15 protein-coding genes are annotated in these 17,623 nt (G+C 74.0%); 8 read left to right on the top strand and 7 right to left on the bottom strand.

Annotation, left to right across the window (positions count from 1 at the left end):
• The first annotated feature begins 109 nt into the window (after positions 1–109).
• Positions 110–799: a GntR family transcriptional regulator gene (locus E8D37_RS09565; RefSeq protein WP_136569504.1), complete on the top strand. Its 690-nt coding sequence runs from the start codon at positions 110–112 to the stop codon at positions 797–799.
• 228 nt (positions 800–1,027) lie between these two features.
• Here E8D37_RS09565 and E8D37_RS09560 read toward each other — a convergent pair whose 3' ends face one another.
• The gene (locus E8D37_RS09560) at positions 1,028–2,716 is read right to left on the bottom strand and encodes a methyl-accepting chemotaxis protein (protein WP_136569503.1); all 1,689 of its coding nucleotides are present in this window, start codon (positions 2,714–2,716) and stop codon (positions 1,028–1,030) included.
• A gap of 247 nt (positions 2,717–2,963) precedes the next feature.
• Between E8D37_RS09560 and E8D37_RS09555 the strand changes: the two genes are divergently transcribed.
• The 7 genes from E8D37_RS09555 to E8D37_RS09525 all read left to right on the top strand — a co-directional run bounded on the left by E8D37_RS09555 (position 2,964) and on the right by E8D37_RS09525 (position 7,872).
• Complete coding sequence (locus E8D37_RS09555; protein ID WP_136569502.1) at positions 2,964–3,341, top strand: phage holin family protein; 378 nt, start codon at positions 2,964–2,966, stop codon at positions 3,339–3,341.
• Positions 3,342–3,346: 5 nt separating this feature from the next.
• Positions 3,347–3,868, top strand: coding sequence for a low molecular weight phosphotyrosine protein phosphatase (locus E8D37_RS09550; protein ID WP_240770313.1), 522 nt, complete (start codon positions 3,347–3,349; stop codon positions 3,866–3,868).
• The gene (locus tag E8D37_RS09545) at positions 3,865–4,746 is read left to right on the top strand and encodes a fructosamine kinase family protein (protein WP_136569501.1); all 882 of its coding nucleotides are present in this window, start codon (positions 3,865–3,867) and stop codon (positions 4,744–4,746) included. Before E8D37_RS09550 ends, E8D37_RS09545 begins: the two co-directional genes overlap by 4 nt.
• Positions 4,747–4,813: 67 nt before the next feature.
• Positions 4,814–5,536: a response regulator transcription factor gene (locus E8D37_RS09540; protein ID WP_136569500.1), complete on the top strand. Its 723-nt coding sequence runs from the start codon at positions 4,814–4,816 to the stop codon at positions 5,534–5,536.
• Positions 5,533–6,984: a HAMP domain-containing sensor histidine kinase gene (locus E8D37_RS09535; protein ID WP_136569499.1), complete on the top strand. Its 1,452-nt coding sequence runs from the start codon at positions 5,533–5,535 to the stop codon at positions 6,982–6,984. The genes E8D37_RS09540 and E8D37_RS09535 overlap by 4 nt, the downstream gene beginning before the upstream one ends.
• Before the next feature lie 60 nt (positions 6,985–7,044).
• Positions 7,045–7,443, top strand: a complete 399-nt coding sequence (locus tag E8D37_RS09530) for a DUF805 domain-containing protein (protein ID WP_136569498.1) — start codon at positions 7,045–7,047, stop codon at positions 7,441–7,443.
• A 54-nt stretch (positions 7,444–7,497) separates the two neighbouring features.
• A complete protein-coding gene (locus tag E8D37_RS09525) occupies positions 7,498–7,872 on the top strand; it encodes a rhodanese-like domain-containing protein (RefSeq protein WP_136569497.1) in 375 nt (124 codons plus the stop codon).
• 4 nt (positions 7,873–7,876) lie between these two features.
• On the opposite strand, the gene zwf is transcribed toward E8D37_RS09525, so the two are convergent.
• The 6 genes from zwf to E8D37_RS09495 form a co-directional block, all read right to left on the bottom strand.
• A complete protein-coding gene (zwf, locus tag E8D37_RS09520) occupies positions 7,877–9,322 on the bottom strand; it encodes a glucose-6-phosphate dehydrogenase (protein WP_136569496.1) in 1,446 nt (481 codons plus the stop codon).
• A gap of 87 nt (positions 9,323–9,409) precedes the next feature.
• Complete coding sequence (locus E8D37_RS09515) at positions 9,410–10,852, bottom strand: anthranilate synthase component I family protein (protein ID WP_136569495.1); 1,443 nt, start codon at positions 10,850–10,852, stop codon at positions 9,410–9,412.
• Positions 10,849–11,457 carry an aminodeoxychorismate/anthranilate synthase component II gene (locus tag E8D37_RS09510; protein ID WP_136569494.1) on the bottom strand — a complete coding sequence of 203 codons (609 nt, stop codon included), beginning with the start codon at positions 11,455–11,457 and terminating at the stop codon, positions 10,849–10,851. Before E8D37_RS09510 ends, E8D37_RS09515 begins: the two co-directional genes overlap by 4 nt.
• A gap of 37 nt (positions 11,458–11,494) precedes the next feature.
• A complete protein-coding gene (locus tag E8D37_RS09505; RefSeq protein ID WP_136569493.1) occupies positions 11,495–12,865 on the bottom strand; it encodes a hypothetical protein in 1,371 nt (456 codons plus the stop codon).
• Between the two features lie 543 nt (positions 12,866–13,408).
• Complete coding sequence (locus tag E8D37_RS09500) at positions 13,409–15,340, bottom strand: anthranilate synthase family protein (RefSeq protein ID WP_136569492.1); 1,932 nt, start codon at positions 15,338–15,340, stop codon at positions 13,409–13,411.
• 42 nt (positions 15,341–15,382) lie between these two features.
• Entirely contained in the window at positions 15,383–17,581 is a 2,199-nt protein-coding gene (locus E8D37_RS09495; protein ID WP_136569642.1) for a UvrD-helicase domain-containing protein, read from the bottom strand.
• Positions 17,582–17,623: the final 42 nt, after the last annotated feature.

Raw genomic sequence — 17,623 nt, 5'->3', positions numbered from 1 at the left:
GGCCAGTGTGAGGCAGGACCCTGGTCCCTGCAAGTCCCGACACCCGCACCCGCACCCACCCGTCCGCCCCCGCACGTCCCGCGCCGGGGCGGCGACGCCTCGTAGGAAGATGAGCCCCGTGTCCGAGCAGTTCGCCACCCTGCGGCTGGAGCACTCCTCCACCGTCGACCGCGTCGCCGCGGAGCTGCGCCGCGCGATCTTCGACGGCGAGCTGGAGTCCGGCACCCCGCTGCGCGAGGTCGCGCTGGCCGGCTCGCTGGGGGTCTCCCGGCCCACCGTGCGCGAGGCGCTCACCATGCTGGTGGCCGAGGGCCTGGCCACGCGCGAGCCGAACCGCGGCGTGAGCGTGACGACGCCCGAGGCCGACTCGGTGCGCGACGTCTGCCGCGCCCGCTGGGTGCTGGAGGGGGCCGGGGTGCGCCGGTGGGAGCTCGCCACGGACGCGCAGCGCCGCCGCGTCCGCCAGACCCTCGAGGCGTACACGGGCGCCGTCGCCGCCGGGGCGTCCTACCAGGAGCTCAACGAGCGGCACCTGGCCTTCCACCTCTCCCTGGTGGGCCTCACCGGCTCGCCGCGCCTCCAGGCGATGGCCGAGGCGCTGGTGGTGGAGCTCAAGCTCGCCCTCGCGCAGGTCGAGCGCATCCGGCGCAACGCCCACGACGAGGCGGAGAACCACACCGCCCTCGTCGTCCTGCTGGAGTCCGGCGACGTGCAGGGTGCCGACGCCTTCCTGCGCCAGCACCTCATCGACGCCGAGGACGACATCCTCGACGCCCTCGGGCTCGACCAGGTCGGCTGACACCCGGCCCGAGGGGGGCTGATCGGGCTGAACCGGCTGATCGGGGTGGATGCGGTGCCTCTCGTGCACCGCGTCCACCCCGATCACGCACGAGCCCCCGCACCGGACGGCGTGCGCCGGTGCGGGGGCTGGGGTGCGGCACCGTCCGGGGCTCCCGGCCCGGAGGGTCCGCCCACCTCGCGCCGGCTGCCGCCCGGCGCGAGGAGCTCGTGAGGAGGCGGGACGGGATCAGCAGCGGAAGCGTCCGACCAGGTCCCGCATCTCCTGGGCGACCTTCGAGAGCTCGCCGGCGGCCTCCTGCGTCATGGACGCGGCTGCGGCGGTGTGCTCCGAGGAGCGGCTGACCATCTCCATGTTGCGGGCGATGTCCGTGGAGCCGCTCGCGGCGCCGCCGATGTTGCGGCTGATCTCGCCGGTCGTCGCGGTCTGCTCCTCCACCGCCGCGGCGATGGTCGTCTGGTAGTCCGCGATCCGCCCGATGACGCCCACGATCTGCTCGATCGCGGTGACCGCGCCGCTGGTGTCGGCCTGGATGGCCTCGACCCGGCGGGCGATGTCGTCGGTGGCCCTCGAGGTCTCCACCGCGAGCTCCTTGACCTCGTTCGCGACGACCGCGAACCCCTTGCCGGCGGCACCGGCGCGGGCGGCCTCGATGGTCGCGTTGAGGGCCAGGAGGTTGGTCTGCTCGGCGATCGCGGTGATCGTCTTGATGACGCTGCCGATCTCGGCGGAGGACTCGCCGAGCCGGGTGACCGTCTCGGTGGTGCGCTCGGCGTTGACCACGGCCTCGGCGGCCACGCGGGCGGCGTCGGTCGCGGACTCGGCGATCTCGCGGATGCTGATGCCCATCTCGTCGCTGGAGGACGCGACGACCTGGACGCTCACCGAGACCTCCTCGGCGGCGGTGGTGACCGAGGACGCCTGGACGGCCGACTCCTCGGCGACGCCGCCGAGCTCGATCGCCACGGCGGCCATCTCCTCGGCCGAGGCGGCGAGGACGACGGTGTGGTCGGTGACGCCGCCGAGCGAGGCGCGCAGGGCCTCCCGGGCGGCGTCGAAGTCGGCGGCCATCCGGCCGACCTCGTCCCCGCCGTGGACGCCGGCGGCGACGGTGAGGTCGCCGCCCGCCATCGCGCCCAGCGCGACCTGGAGGCGACCGACGGCCCGGACGATCCCGTTGCTCACGACCACCGCGACAGCGACGCAGACGAGCATCCCGAGCCCGAGCAGGCCGAGGAAGGTGAGGAGCCGCTGCTTGAAGGACGCCTCGGCGTCGGCCACGACGTCGGCCGACCGGGCGTCCTCCGCCTCCTGGAGCGCCACGAGGGAGTCGCTCATCGCGGTGGCGATGGGCAGCGACTCCTCGTCGTAGTGGGCGAGCCACTCGCTGAGGTCGCCGGACTCGCGGTGCTCAGCGACGTCCGCCTCGACCGAGGCGACGTACTCGGTGAGCTGACCGGCCAGCTGGTCGACGGTCTCCGGCTCGGACTTCCCGATCTCGGTGGCGGCCAGCGCGTCCAAGGCGTCGGTGAAGTCCGCCTGGTCCTGCGCCCACTGCGCCTTCACGTCGGCGTACTGGGCGTCGTCGGACAGCACCAGGTCGCGGGCGTCGACGCCCAGGGCGCGGCGCATGGCGCGCAGGTCGGCGAGGTGCTCGACGGTCTGCTGGTCGGCGTAGATGGTGCGGGTGTCCTCCACGCCGGCCGCCATGCCGTTGGCGCCGACCACGGCGACGCCGGCGGCCACCGCCCCGGCGACGACGACGGGGGTGAGGATCTTCCACCGCAGCGCCACGCGCGACCAGGGGCCGGGCGCGCGGTCGGGGGCGGGCTCGATGACGGGGGCCGGGTCCGCGGCGGGCGCCGGCGCACCGAAGATCGGGGAGGGTGCCGGGGGTCGTTCGGGGGCGAGGGTCACGAGGGTCTCCTGGGGCGACCGTGCGATCGGCGCACGGGACGAGTCGTGCCGGGCTCCTCGCCCGGGACGAGTGAGCCATCGGCAGCCCCACGGGTGACTCAAGCGCTTTCCCGCAGGTGGGAGCCGGTGGGGCCGGGAGTGGACTGGTCCGGTGGCCCCGACCGGTGCTCCCCGACATGCGTCCAGGCGCCCCCTCACCCGCGGGAAGAGGTGGGGACGCCCACCCGGCACCTGCCATGATCGAGCCGTGCGCTTCGTGAGCTGGCTCGTCTCCTACGCCGTCGCCCTCGCCGTCGCCGCCTGGCTGATCGGGGGCATCTGGTTCCTGCCCCGGCAGGGCGACTGGAGCGAGAAGATCGTCCCGCTGCTGATCACGGCGGTGATCCTCGGCGCGATCAGCTCGTTCGTGAAGCCCGTGCTCCAGCTGCTCTCGCTGCCCTTCATCATCCTCACCCTGGGCCTGTTCCTGCTGGTCATCAATGCCGCCATGCTCATGCTCGCCGGCTGGCTCGCCCAGCAGCTCGGCGTCGGCTTCCGGGTGAGCGGGTTCTGGCCGGCGCTGTGGGGCTCCCTCATCATCACCGTCGTGACCTGGGTCGTCGACGGCGTCCTGGGCGAGGACTGAGCGCCGTGCGCACCGCGACCATCCCCGCCCCGCGCACCGCCGGCTCCTACTCGGTCGGCATCGTCTGCCTCGGCAACATCTGCCGCTCCCCCATGGGCGAGATCGTGCTCCGCGAGCGGGTGGACGAGGCCGGGCTGTCCCGGCACGTCCGCGTCGCCTCCTGCGGCACCGGCGGCTGGCACGTGGGGAACGCGATGGACCACCGCGCGGCGTCCGCCCTGCTCTCCTGGGGGTACGACCCGAGCGAGCACCGCGCCCAGCAGCTCGCCCCGCACTGGTTCGCCGAGCACGACCTGCTGCTGGCGATGGACGCCGCCAACCTGGCCGAGATGGGCGGGCGCAGCGAGCGGGTGCACCTGTTCCGCGACCACGACCCGGTCGCCCCCGGCGCCGACGTGCCCGACCCGTACTACGGCGGCGAGCAGGGCTTCAACGACGTGCTGCACATGGTCGAGCGGGTGGCCGCCGGCCTCGTCGCCACCCTCCAGCGCACCCCCGGGGTCACGGGCCCCACGGGCCTGCCGTGACCCGGGCGTCCGGCGTCGTCCGCCGGGCCGAGCGGCTGCTCGGCGCGGCCGTCTCCGCGACCTCGCAGGTCGCCGGGGGCGACGTCGCCCACGCCACCAAGCTGCGGCTCTCGGACGGCCGGACGGCGCTGATGAAGACGCTCCCCGGCGCCCCGGCCGACCTCTTCCCCACCGAGGCGGCCGGCCTGCGCTGGCTGGCGGAGGCGGGCGGCGTCGCGGTCCCCGAGGTGCTGGCGGTGGACGCCGAGTGCCTCGTCCTGTCCTGGGTCGAGCCCGGCCGGGTCTCCGCCGAGTCGGCCGCCGAGCTGGGCCGCGGGCTGGCCCGCACCCACGCCGCCGGGGCGCCCACGTTCGGCGCCGAGAAGGACGGCTACGCCGGCCGGCTGCCGCTGCCCAACCGTCCCGCCCCCACCTGGGCGGAGTTCTACGCCGTCCGCCGCGTGCTCCCCTACCTCAAGCTCGCCGGCGACCGCGGCGCCATCGAGGCCGACGACGCGCGGGTGGTCGAGCGCCTGGTCGGACGCCTGCCCGAGCTCGTCCCGGACGAGCCCCCGGCCCGCCTGCACGGGGACCTGTGGAACGGCAACGTGCTGTGGGGCCTGCCCGCCGGCGCGCCCCCCGGTGGCCAGACCGTGCCGCACCTCATCGACCCCGCCGCCCACGGCGGCCACCGCGAGACCGACCTCGCCCTGCTCGCGCTCTTCGGCCTGCCGCTGCTGCCGCAGGTGATGGAGGCCTACCAGGAGGTCTCGCCCCTGGCGGACGGCTGGGAGGAGCGCCAGGGCGTCCACCAGCTGTTCCCGCTGCTGCTGCACGCCTGCCTGTTCGGTGGGGGCTACGGCCCGCGCGCCGCCCAGGTCGCGGCGCGGTACGTCTGAGCCGCCCGGCCGGGGCCTCACTGGAGGCTCTCAGCCAGCACTCAGCAGCCTCTGCCACAGTGGGCCCGTGCCTGCCCCCGCTGCCCCGGACGCGACGCAACCGCGTCCCCGCGTCCTCGTGGTCGACGACGACCGCGCCGTCCGTGACTCGCTGCGCCGCTCCCTGGAGTTCAACGGCTACGAGGTGAGCACCGCCGACGACGGCGCCCAGGCGCTGGCGTCCATCGCCCAGGCCCGCCCCGACGTGGTGGTCATGGACGTGATGATGCCCCGCCTCGACGGCCTGGAGTCGACCCGCGCGCTGCGCAGCGCCGGCAACGACGTCCCCGTGCTCGTCCTCACCGCCCGCGACGCCGTCGGCGAGCGGGTCGAGGGCCTGGACGCCGGGGCCGACGACTACCTGACCAAGCCCTTCGCCCTCGCGGAGCTGCTGGCCCGCCTGCGCGCGCTCCTGCGCCGCGCCGTCACGCCCGCCGGCGAGGACGAGACCGAACAGCTCTCGTTCGCCGACCTGACCATGGACACCGCCACCCGCGAGGTGCGCCGGGCCGGACGCCAGATCGAGCTGACCCGCACCGAGTTCTCGCTGCTGGAGATGTTCCTGCGCCGGCCCCGCCGCGTCCTGGAGCGCTCGTTCATCCTCGAGGAGGTCTGGGGCTACGACTTCCCCACGACCGCCAACTCCCTCGAGGTCTACGTGGGCTACCTGCGCCGCAAGACCGAGGCCGAGGGCGAGTCCCGGCTCATCCACACCGTCCGCGGCGTCGGGTACGTCCTGAAGGAGTCATGAGCCTGCACTGGCCTGCCCGCTTCGGGCACCGGTGGCACTACCGACGCTCGCTGGCCAGCCGGATCACGGTGCTCACCACGTTCGTGGTGGCGCTCTCGGTGGCGGCGGTCGCGCTCGGCGCGTTCGTCGTGACCCGGGCCCAGCTGCGCGACACCCTCGACTCCTCGCTGATCGAGCGGGCCCGGACGGGCGCGCAGATCGAGGGCCTGGACAACAGCGTCGTCAACATCTCCTCCTTCGCCCTGGGCGCCGGCGACATCCGCATCGCCGTCCTCAAGGTGACCGCCTCGGGCATCCAGGTGCGCGCCGCCGGCAGCGACGGCGGCAGCGGCGACATCGTCATCGGCGACCCCGAGTACGCGGTCGCCACCGGCGACTCCACCGAGTCGCTGCGCAGCATCACCTCCGAGGACGGGGAACACTACCGCGTCGTCGCGGTGCCCGTGCCCAACCAGGACGGCGAGGCGCTGGTGCTCGCGCAGTCGCTCTCCTCCCAGGAGACGGTGCTGGCCAACCTGGGCGTGGTGACGCTGGTGCTCGGCCTGGCCGGCGTCCTCGTCGCCGCGCTGGCCGGCTTCGGCGTGGCCCGCAGCGGCCTGCGTCCGGTGCGGCGCTTCACCGCCGGCGTCGAGGAGATCGGACGCACCCAGCGGCTCGAGCCGCTCGACATCGAGGGCGACGACGAGATCGCCCGCCTGGGCGTCTCCTTCAACCAGATGCTGGGCGCGCTCTCCTCCTCCCGAGAGCGCCAGAAGCGCCTCGTCGCGGACGCCGGGCACGAGCTGCGCACCCCCCTCACCAGCCTGCGCACCAACATCGAGCTGCTGGCCCAGGCCCGCAGCGACGAGGTCGCCCTGCCGCCCGAGGCCGTCCAGGAGGTCTTCGACGACGTCCGCGCCCAGGTCGAGGAGCTCTCCACCCTGGTCGGCGACCTGGTGGAGCTCGCCCGCGACGAGGAGCTCGGCAGCGTCATGGAGCTCGTGGACGTGGCCGAGGTCGTCGAGCACGCGCTCGGCCGCGTGCGCCGGCGTGCCCCCGGCGCCGTGTTCGAGACCCACCTGGCGTCGTGGTGGATGCGCGGCGAGCCCGGCACGCTGGAGCGGGCCGTCACCAACCTGCTCGACAACGCGGCCAAGTGGAGCCCCGCCGAGGGGCGGATCGTGGTGACCCTGGCCGACGGCGTCCTCGTCGTCGACGACGAGGGCCCCGGCATCCCGGACGCCGACCTGCCGCACGTGTTCGAGCGCTTCTACCGCGCCGACGAGTCCCGCACCATGCCCGGCTCCGGCCTCGGGCTCTCGATCGTCGCCCAGGCCGCCGAGCGCCACGCCGGCGCCGTGCACGCCGAGCGCTCGCCGATGGGCGGTGCCCGGCTCGTCCTGCAACTCCCCGGCCAGCCCGAGGAGCCCTCCGGGACGTCCTCCCCGGACGACGCCCTCCTCGGTTAGCGTCGCCGGCGACGACACCCGTCGCCGCGCCGCCGCCGGCGCCGTCCCTGGGGGAGAACCATGACCATCACCGACGCCGTCACTCGCGTGCTCACGCACTACGCCGACTTCACCGGCCGCGCCCGCCGCTCGGAGTTCTGGTACTACGTGCTGGCCTACGTGCTGCTCTCGATCGTGCTCAACCTGCTGGGCAACCTCACCGGCCGCCCCGGCGAGGTGCTCTTCGGCGTCGTCTCGTCGCTGGTCGGGCTCGCGCTGCTGTGCCCCTCGCTCGCGGTGGGCGCCCGGCGGCTGCACGACACCGGCCGCAGCGGCTGGTGGCAGCTCCTCGGGCTGATCCCCTGCTTCGGCACCATCGTGCTCATCGTGTTCTTCGCCCAGGACTCCCAGCCGGACAACGCCTACGGTCCCAGCCCGAAGGGCGCGGGCCCGGGGTCCGCGGGCCCCGCCGGCTACTGACGCACAGAGGAAGGCTGGCATCCCCCCAGGGGGTTACCTGCTAGCCTCGTGGCCATGCGCCTCCTCCGCACGCTCCTGCCCCTGCTCCTCGCCGCCCTGCTCGTCGGCGGGCTCACGGCGTGCGGCGGGTCCGACGGTGCGGCCGTCGCCGACGCGATCGAGGGCGGGGCGACGGTGGTCGACGTCCGCACGCCCGAGGAGTACGCCGCCGGCCACGTCGAGGGCGCGGTGAACATCGACGTGAGCGCCTCGACCTTCTCCGACGCGATCGCGGCGCTCGACCCGGAGGCTGCCTACGTCGTCTACTGCCGCTCCGGCAGCCGGGCCGCGGCCGCCCAGGAGGCCATGGAGGCCGCCGGGTTCACCGACGTCCTCAACGGCGGTGGGCTCACCGACATGGAGGACGCGGGCTACCCCGCGACGTCCTGACCCCTCACCACTCGTTCGGGGACGCCTCGCGCCACGCGCGCTCGAACGGCAGCCGCCAGGCGTGCGGCGCGATGAGCTGGTGGATGGCGTTGGGGCCCCACGAGCCGGGCGAGTAGGACCGCACGGGCGGCAGGTTCTCGAGGAGCGGGGTGGACTTGGCCCACAGCTCCTCGATGCCGTCCGCGGTGGTGAACAGCGTGTGGTCGCCGCGCATGGCGTCGTGGATGAGCCGCTCGTAGGCCTCGAGCACCAGGCCGGAGGCGGCGGTCTCGTGGGTGGAGAACTGCATGGACATCTTGTCCAGCTTCATGCCCGGGCCCGGCCGCTTGCCGTAGAACGACAGCGACATCTTCGACTGGTCGGCCAGGTCGAAGGTGAGGTGGTCCGGCCCCTGCGTGCCCACGTTCGAGCCCGCCGGGAACATCGTGAGCGGGGGCTCCTTGAACGCGATGGAGATGATCCGCGCGCCCTCGGCGAGCTTCTTGCCCGTCCGCAGGTAGAAGGGGACGCCGGCCCAGCGCCAGTTGTCGATCTCGACCTTGAGCGCCACGAAGGTCTCGGTGTCGGAGTCGTCCGCCACCTCCTCCTTGCCGCGGTAGCCGTTGTACTGGCCGCGCACGACGTTGGCGGGCTCCAGCGGCCGCATCGAGCGGAAGACCTTGAGCTTCTCCTCGCTGATCGGGCCGGGGGTCAGGGACGTCGGGGGCTCCATGGCCGTGAACGCCAGCACCTGCATCAGGTGGGTGACGACCATGTCCTTGAACGCGCCGGTGGTCTCGTAGAACTTCGTGCGCCCCTCGAGGCCGAGGGTCTCGGGCACGTCGATCTGGACGTGGTCGATGAAGTTGCGGTTCCAGATCGGCTCGAACAGACCGTTGGCGAAGCGGAACGCCAGGATGTTCTGGGCCGCCTCCTTGCCGAGGAAGTGGTCGATGCGGAAGACCTGGTCCTCCGAGAAGACCTGGTGCACGCGGCGGTTCAGCGCCTTGGCCGAGGGCAGGTCGACGCCGAACGGCTTCTCCATGATGATCCGCGCCCGGTCGACCAGGTTGGCCTCGTCGAGCTGGCGGAGCACGTCCAGGGCCGCCTTCGGCGGGACCGACAGGTAGTGCAGGAGGCGCTTGTCCTTGTCCTCGCCCGGGAGGAGCTCCATCACGCGACCGACCTCGTTGGCCAGCGGCTCGGGGCCCGCGCCCTGCGGCACGTAGCTCAGCACCTCGGCGAACACCTTCCAGGTGTCCTCGCGGAACTTCTCCTTGCCGAACTCCTCGCACGCCTCGCGGGCGAGCTTCACGAACTCGTCGTGCGAGTAGGGCTCGAGAGACGTCCCGACGATCCGGGCGTCCTTGAGCAGACCCGCCTGGAAGAGGTGCATGAGGCCCGGCAGCAGCTTGCGCCGTGCCAGGTCGCCGGTCGCCCCGAAGAGCACGATGACGTGGGGCTTCTCCATGGTCTCGACCCTAACCACCTCCTGTTGCGCGGGGGTGACGTCGCACGTCACCGCCCTCGATCCTGGTGGCGGTGCTCACCAGGTGCCTCACCCGGGCGTACGTGACGAGGATGCCACCGCCGCGAGGACGGCGCGAAGACGCTCCGCCTTCCACACCGTCTCGGCGTGCTCCGAGGCGGCGTCGGAGTACACCGTCACCCCGCCGCCGGTGCCGAGCTCCCACGTCCCGTCACCGGCGGTGACCAGCGAGCGGATCACCACCCCGAGGTCGGCCCCCGCCGCGTCGATCCACCCGAACGCGCCCGCGTAGACCCCGCGCGGGGAGTCCTCCACCGCCGCGATCACCTCCATCGTGCGGAGCTTGGGCGCGCCGGTCATGGAGCCCGCAGGGAAGAGGGCGTGGACGGCGGCCAGCGGGTCGGTCCCGGCGCGCAGCCGCCCCCGGACGGTGCTCACGAGCTGGTGGACGCTGGGGTAGGACTCCACCCCCATGAGCAGCGGCACCTCCACCGTCCCCGGCTCGCTCACCGCCGCGACGTCGTGGCGCAGCAGGTCGGTGATCATCAGGTTCTCGGCCCGGTAGCGGGGGTCCGTGGCCAGGCGCTCCGCCGCCGCCGCGTCCTCCTCGGGGGTGGCGCCGCGCGGGGTCGTCCCCTTGATCGGGCGGGCCTCCAGGACCCCGTCCTCGACCCGGGCGTAGCGCTCGGGGCTGGAGGAGAGCAGCCACGCGCGCGCCCCCTCGACGTCGTGGGCGAGCAGGCCCCCGTACGGCGCGGGGTTGGCGCGGCGCAGCGCGAGGTGGACCGCCAGCGGGTCGGCCTCGGCACGCAGCCGCTCGCGGCGGGTCAGGTTCACCTCGTAGGAGTGCCCCGCCCGCAGCGCCTCCTGCACACGGGCGAACGCGGTCAGGTAGGACGCCGGGGGCGGTGCGGCGACGGCCCTCTCGTCGGCCCTCTCGTCGGCCCTCTCGTCGGCACGGTCCGGCGCGCCACCGGGGCGCGGGTCGGGGCTCGCGGGCTGGTGCGGGTGGGTGCTGGGTCGCCTGCTGGGCGGGAGTCGCTCCACGTGCGAGGGGCGCAGCAGCACGGCGTCCGGCACCCGGCCGGCGGACGGGGCGGCCGTCAGCGACGGGAGGTCGGGGCGCGAGGCGTAGCCGAGGTAGCCGAACCAGCGGGCGGTCGGGTCGGCCTCGAGCTCGGCCCGGAGCACGGTGAAGACGTCGTCGCCGACCACCTCGCCGACCAGCTCACCGACCGCCTGACCGGCGGCCGCGCCCGAAGAACCGGAGCCTGCGGGCCGCCCGCGGTGCCGGCGCACCTCCCGGCGGGCCGCGTCGTAGGTGAGCGAGACGTCGTCCGGGTCGCACCACGCCAGCACCGAGGCCGAGCCGGACCAGGGACGGGCGCCCGCGTCGTCCAGCCAGACGTAGCGGCCCGTCGTCCGCGCGACCTCGGCGACCCGCGCCTCGGCCTCCCCGGCCCCGGCGCCGCTGACTTCGACGTCCCGGGCTTCGGTGTCCCGCGCCGTCACGGATGGGCCTCGAGGAAGCCGGCGACGAGGTCGGCGCCGTGCTCGGAGAGCACCGACTCGGGGTGGAACTGGACAGCCTCGAGGGGCAGCGTGCGGTGGCGGACCCCCATGACCGTGCGGGCCGCGCCGGCGGTGGGCGACTCGGGGGTGAGGGTGTCCGCGCAGGTGGCGGTGACCTCGAGGCAGTCGGGCACCACGGTGGCCGCCAGGGAGTGGTAGCGGACGGCGGCGAACGGCCCGGGCACGCGGGCGAAGACGCCGCGGCCGTCGTGCTCGATCATCGCCACCTCGCCGTGTGCGGGTCGCACCCGCTCCACCCGTCCGCCGAACGTCGTCACCAGGCCCTGGAGCCCCAGGCAGACGCCGAGCACCGGCCGCGTCCCGGCGCGCAGCACCTCGCGACCGACCGCGAAGTCGTGCGGGTCGTCCGGGTGCCCCGGCCCCGGGGAGAGCACCACGTGGGAGTGGGCGAGCACCGCGTCGGGGTCCGTCTCGTCGTGCTGGACGACGGTCGGCAGCACCCCGGTCACCGCGGCCACGAGGTGGACGAGGCTCTGGGTGTAGGAGTCGTGGTGGTCGACGACCACGACGGACCGGGCGGGCACCGGGTGACGGTACCCGCCGGCCGCGTGCGGGGGCGCCTCAGCCGAGCCGGGCGATCTTCGCGGCCAGGCGTCGCTCCGCGACCGTGCGGGCCCGCTGCCGCGCGGCGCGCCGCTCGGCGGAGGAGACGGGGGCGGCCGCGGCCCGGGCGCGCGCCTCGCGCACCGCCTGGGCGGAGGCCTGGTCAGCGGCAGCGCGCTGGGCGGCCTTCTTCGCCGCGGTGTCGGCCTTCTGCTGGGCGGTGGCGGAGGCCTCGGCCACGGCGGAGGCCCGGGCGCAGGTGTCGGCCTCCTCGCTCGTCAGCCTCCGGCAGGTGGTGGTGGCGGTCCAGCGGGCCACCTTGGTCGCGGACGCGGTCGCGGACGCGCCGGCCGAGCGGGTCTTGCGGATCCTGACCACCGCCGAGGCGCTGACGCGGCGGCCGTGGGAACGCCCGTGGACGGTGACGCGGACCGAGGCGCGGGTCGCGGTGGCGGACTCGGTCGCGCTGCGGGTGGCGCTCCTCGTCGACGTGGCCTTGCGGGTGACGGTCACCGAGGACAGGGGCAGCGTCGACTCCATGACGCCGGTGCACGAGTAGGAGGTGTTGCCGTCGGTGCAGTTCGGGGTGGGGTCCGAGCCGTCGCAGGACCCGTCGCCGCCGGTGACGGGGGCGTAGTCCTCGGGGTCGTAGAAGTCACCGGCGGAGCTGGTGTCGGCGGGCATGCCGGTGCAGGCGTCGGGGGCGGGGGCCCAGAAGGAGACCGACGTCTGGGCGTCCTGCCAGGCGTAGGTCTGCGACAGGCAGGCCGCGGTGCCGTTCCTGTCCAGCGTCTGGTCCTCCCACGGCGCGCACTCGTAGCCGTAGGAGTCCTCGACCTTCGGCAGGGTGTAGGAGAGGTCGAGGTACCAGTCGTAGCAGCCATCGTCGCTACTGAAGATCGAGCCGTTCTTCCACGGGTAGCCGGTGGACTCCTGGCACGCGGCGGTCTTGGCGTCGAAGATGCTGGACGCACCCGCCTTGACCTGGCAGGTGAACCGGTTCAGCCACCCGTTGTAGACGACCTCCTGGCCTGAGCCCGAGCAGTACATGCCGTACGGCTGGTACTCCCACATCAGACCGTTGTCCCGGTCGGAGAGCCCGAAGGAGATGGCGTACCAGAACCCGTCGTCGTCCGCGTGCGCGGTGTCGACGTAGAGAACCTGCTCCTTCGAGGCGATGGCCACCTGGAGGTAGGACTCGATGCTGGTGACCTTCAGGTACCCGTACTGGGTCGTGGCCGCGCTCGTGGCCCTCGCCGAGGGCTCGTCGGCCGTCGCGGGCGCAGCGAGGACACCGAGGCCGGCGATCAGCAGGCTCAGCGCCAGGGCCAGACGGGGCACGAGGGCCAGGCGGGGGAGGGCCGAGCGGGACGGAGCGGGGGCGTGCACGAGCGACCTGCCTTCGAGCGGGGGACCGAGAAGCTGCGGACCGCACTGGTCCGAGAGCAGCGGCAGACTGCCACGCCGCTGGGTGCCAAGGCACCCGAACGCCCGCACTCACAGCAAGCGGTCTCGACCGGCGGGTCTGGAGGCTCAGCCGCAGCCGGTCTCGAGGCTCGGCCGCGGCCGGTCTCGAGGCTCGGCCGTAGCCGGTCTCGAGGCTCGGCCGTAGCCGGCCTCGCACCTCGACCACCGGGCCTCGCACCTCGACCACCGGGGCCGCACCTCGACCGCCGAGCCGGCCGGAAAAAATGAAAGTGCCCGGCAAGGCTGGGGGGCAGTCCTGGCCGGGCAAGAACGACTGTAGAGGTTCAAGGGCGCTGGCAACACCCTTTCCCCAGCCTGTGAGTGACCTGTTGATGTCAGGATTTTCCCTCAGGTCGGACACGCGTGTCCGCTGCGTGCCGGATCGTGCAGCATCCGGGCCGCCCGAACGGGCGGGCCGAACGGGCGGGCCGAACGGGCGGGCCGAACGGCGGGCCGTCGGCGCGCTCAGGCGAGCAGGCGCCGCAGGATCGTGTGCAGCAGGTCCACGCCGTGCTGGGTCAGGATCGACTCGGCGTGGAACTGGATGCCGGTGAAGTGCGGCCCGTGGATGGCGTGGACGTCGCCCTTGACGGGGTCGGCGTCCACGACGGTGCCCGCCGGCAGCTCGGTGCCGTCGCCGACGCGCGCCACGAACGTGTTGTAGAAGCCGACCCGCTCGGTGCGGCCGCCGAACGGCACGGGCGACTGGGTGCCCTGGAAGACGATGTCCTTGTAGCCCAGCGGCAGGCCGAGGGTGTGGCACAGCGCCTGGTGGCCCAGGCACACCGCGAGGAACGGCTGCTCCGCGGCGAGCACCGAGGAGACGGCGTCGCGCAGGGCGGCCATCTTCGGGTCGTCGCCGTCGCGCGGGTCGCCCGGGCCGGGCCCGATCAGCACCAGGTCGTGCCCGTCCAGGCAGCCGGGCACGTAGTCCTCGTGCCGGACCACCGAGCTGGTGAGGCCGAGGGTCGCGAGGACGTGGCGGAGCATCCGGACGAAGTCGTCCTCGCCGTCCAGGATGACGACGCTCTTGCCGGCCAGCGCCGGGTCGGGCTCCTCGCCGCCCTGGTCGGTCAGCCAGAACTGCGAGAGCCGGCGGTTGCGCTGGTTGAGCGTGAGCAGGACGTCCTCGTCGTTGACCAGCCCGGGCACGTCCACCGTGGTCGGCGGCGCCGGGGGGACGAGCCCGAAGGCGGAGAGGATGCCGCCGGCCTTGGCGTGGGTCTCGGCGACCTCGTAGTGCGGGTCGGAGTCGCGCACGAGCGTGGCGCCGGCGGTGACGGTGAGGTTCCCCTCGAGGTCGACGTCGGCGGTGCGGATGACGATGGGGCTGTCGAGGACGGGCCCGCCCTCCTCGTCCCGGCCCAGCACGGCCAGCGCGGCGCCGTAGTACCCGCGTCCGTCCTGCTCGTAGGCCTTGATGAGGCGGCAGGCGTTCTCCACCGGCGAGCCGGTGACCGTGGCGGCGAACATCGTGTCGCGCAGCACCTCGCGGACGTCGCGGTGCGTGGTGCCGGCGAGCAGGTACTCGGTGTGGACGAGGTGGCTCATCGGCTTGAGGAACGGGCCGAGCACCTGGCCGCCCTCGGAGCAGATGTCGCACATCATCTTGAGCTCCTCGTCGACCACCATGAAGAGCTCGTAGATCTCCTTCTCGTCCTGGAGGAACTCGAGGAGGTCGCGCTTGAGCGCCGCGGGGCTGACCGGGGTGCCGTCGGCGGCCGGGCGGGGCAGCCGGAAGGTGCCGGAGATGGGGTTCATCCGGACGTTCCCGTCGCGCACCGACACGTGCCGCTCGGGGGTCGCGCCGACGAGGTAGCGGTCGCCGGTGAAGAAGACGAAGGTCCAGTAGGCGCCGCGCTCGCGCTCGAGGAGCCGCTTGAAGACGGTGAGCGCGCGGGCCGCGTCCCAGTCCTTCAGGGTGGCGTGGAACGGCCGACCGACGACGAGGTTCGCGCCCTCGCCCTGACCGATCTCGTCGGTGATGATCCGCTTCACGACCTCGGCGTAGGCCTCGTCGTCGGTGTCGAACCCGCCGGCGTCGGCGAGCTCCACGGGCACCTCGTCGATGGCCGCCACCACGTCGTCGACGGAGAACTCGAACTCGTCCTCGACGTCCACGACCACGAGCGGGGTGCCGTCGTCGTGCGCCTCGAAGCCGCGCTCGGCGACCTGGCGGAACGGCACGGCCAGCAGCCGGTCGGCCAGGCGGCCGGGCTCCGGCACGCCGGTCTCGAGCGGGACGTCGAGCAGCGACTCCGCCACCCAGCGGCGCCCGCCCAGCACGCCGACGGTCGGGTTGTCGCCCGCCCGCGTGGAGCGCCGGATGATGGCCCACGCCTCGTGCCCCTGGATGGCCTCGATGGCTTCCCGGGCAGTGGCGGCGTGGTTCGTCATGGGTGCAGGGTAGTCGGGGCCCTCACCGACCCGCGCCGCCGCTCAGCTGACGGTCGTCAGCAGCTGCGTGGCGCGGGTCAGGACGACGTACAGCGTGGCCCGCCCGGTCGGCGACTCGTCCTCGATCTCCTGGGGCCGGACGACGACGATCGCGTCGAACTCCAGGCCCTTGGTGTCGAGGCCGGTGAGCACGACGACCCGGTCCTCCCCCGACGGCGAGACCGACGAGTCGACCGCGGCCCGCGCGTTCGGGGCGTCCCCGGCGCGCTCGGGCCAGCCGGCCAGCCAGGCGTTGACCTCGCTGCGCCGCGCGACCGGGACGACGATGCCCACCGTGCCGCCGACGCGGCCCGCCACCTCGTCGACCGCCGCGCGGACGGCCGCCTCCAGGTCGGGGGCGTCCTCGACGACGACCGGGTGCTCGCCCGTGGACCGCACGGCGGTCGGCAGGTCGGCGTCCAGGCCCACCCGCTCGGCGTAGGCCGCGGCGAACTCGTAGATCTCCGAGGAGTTCCGGTAGTTCGTGCCGAGGTGGAACTCGTGGGTGACCTTCTTCTCCAGCGCCTCGGCGCGGGCGGCGGCGGCCTCGGCGGGCACCGGCCACGAGGACTGCGCCGGGTCGCCGACGATCGTCCAGGTCGCGGTGCGCCCGCGGCGTCCGACCATCCGCCACTGCATGGGCGTGAGGTCCTGCGCCTCGTCGATGAGGACGTGGGCGAACGGGTCGTCCTCGATCTTGTGCGCCGGCGGGGCCCACGCGCGGCCGGCGGGGGCGAACTCGCGGTCGGCGGCGGTGAAGAGCTCCGCCACGTCCACGCCGCCCTCGAGCAGCCCGGTGTCGTCGAGGCTCGCCTCGTCGTCGGTCTTCTGCGGCACGTCGCCGATGGCGTAGCGCAGCTCGTCGAGCAGCGGGACGTCCTGGATGGAGAGGTCCAGGCCCGAGCCCTGGCCGGCGTCCTGCGCCCACGACTTCAGCAGCAGCTGCTGCTCCTCGGCCGACAGGTCGCCGCCGGCGACCCGACCGAGCATCTCGGGCTCGCGGAGCCAGCCGAGCACCTCGCGGGCGTCCAGCGGCGGCCACCACGCGGCGACGAACTCCAGGAAGCGCGGGTCGCCCTTGAGCTCGTCGTTGAAGGCCTCGCGGCCCCGCTCGCGGCCGCGCTCGCCGCGCACCTGGCGCCACAGGGCGTCCAGCAGGGCGCCCGGGACGCGGGGCATCTGCCGGTTGCGACGGCCCTGGTTCATCAGGGTGCGACGGATGCGGCCGAGCGTCCCGCGGTCGAGGGTCAGCACGTCGTCGCGGTAGAAGTACCGGAACGTCGCGGGGCTGTCGGGCGCCTGCTGGCGCGAGAGGCGGCGCAGCACGTCGGCCATGCGGGCCGAGCCCTTGACCGCGGCGACGGCCGGGTCGTCCTGCCGGGTCGCGCGCACGCCGTCCACGACCTCGCCGAGGGAGCGCAGGGCGACGGCGGTCTCGCCCAGCGAGGGCAGGACGCGCTCGATGTAGCGCATGAAGACGCCGGACGGGCCGACGACGAGCACGCCACCCGACTCGTAGCGGCGGCGGTCGGTGTAGAGCAGGTAGGCGGCGCGGTGCAGCGCCACGACCGTCTTGCCGACGCCCGGGCCGCCCGAGATCGCCACGACGCCCTTCGAGGGGGCGCGGATCGCGCGGTCCTGCTCGGCCTGGATGGTGGCGACGATCGAGTGCATCGACCGGTCGCGCGCCCGGGAGAGCTGCGCGATGAGCGCGCCCTCGCCGACGATCGGCAGGTCGAGGCCCGCAGCCTCCATGGCCTCGCCGTCCAGCAGCTCGTCCTCGACGCCCTCGACCGTGCGGCCCTTCGAGCGGAGCACGCGGCGGCGCAGCACGCTCTGCGGGGAGGCGGCGGTCGCCTGGTAGAAGACGGACGCCGCGGGCGCCCGCCAGTCGATGAGCAGGCTGTCGCGCTCGCCGTCGCGCAGGCCGATGCGGCCGATGTAGCGCGGGCGCTCGTCGACCGAGGGGTCGAGGTCGAGCCGCCCGAACACGAGGCCCTCGTGGGCGGCGTCGAGCTGGGCGATCCGCTTGGCGGCCTGGAAGACCATGGCGTCGCGCTCCACGAGGCCGCCCTCGTGGCCGAGCGCGCCGCGGCTGTGGCCCTCCTTCGCGAGGTCCTGCGCCGCCTTCGCGGAGACCGCGAGCTGGGCGAAGACGGTGTCCACGTACGCCTGCTCGGCGGCGGTCTCGGCCGCTGCCACGTCCTCCGCAGGGACGGCCTCCGCGGCCTCCGGCCGGGACGC

The organism is Nocardioides sp. GY 10127, from assembly GCF_004919085.1.
GTDB lineage: Bacteria > Actinomycetota > Actinomycetes > Propionibacteriales > Nocardioidaceae > Nocardioides.
This window is presented reverse-complemented; position numbering and strand designations above follow the sequence as displayed.

What these genes read in the sequence shown, in the direction of transcription:
- E8D37_RS09525 (WP_136569497.1), top strand. Translation starts at nt 7,498, where the DNA reads ATGCGCCTCCTCCGCACGCTCCTGCCCCTGCTCCTCGCCGCCCTGCTC.
- E8D37_RS09500 (WP_136569492.1), bottom strand. Translation starts at nt 15,340, where the DNA reads ATGACGAACCACGCCGCCACTGCCCGGGAAGCCATCGAGGCCATCCAG.
- E8D37_RS09535 (WP_136569499.1), top strand. Translation starts at nt 5,533, where the DNA reads ATGAGCCTGCACTGGCCTGCCCGCTTCGGGCACCGGTGGCACTACCGA.
- zwf (WP_136569496.1), bottom strand. Translation starts at nt 9,322, where the DNA reads ATGGAGAAGCCCCACGTCATCGTGCTCTTCGGGGCGACCGGCGACCTG.
- E8D37_RS09530 (WP_136569498.1), top strand. Translation starts at nt 7,045, where the DNA reads ATGACCATCACCGACGCCGTCACTCGCGTGCTCACGCACTACGCCGAC.
- E8D37_RS09565 (WP_136569504.1), top strand. Translation starts at nt 110, where the DNA reads ATGAGCCCCGTGTCCGAGCAGTTCGCCACCCTGCGGCTGGAGCACTCC.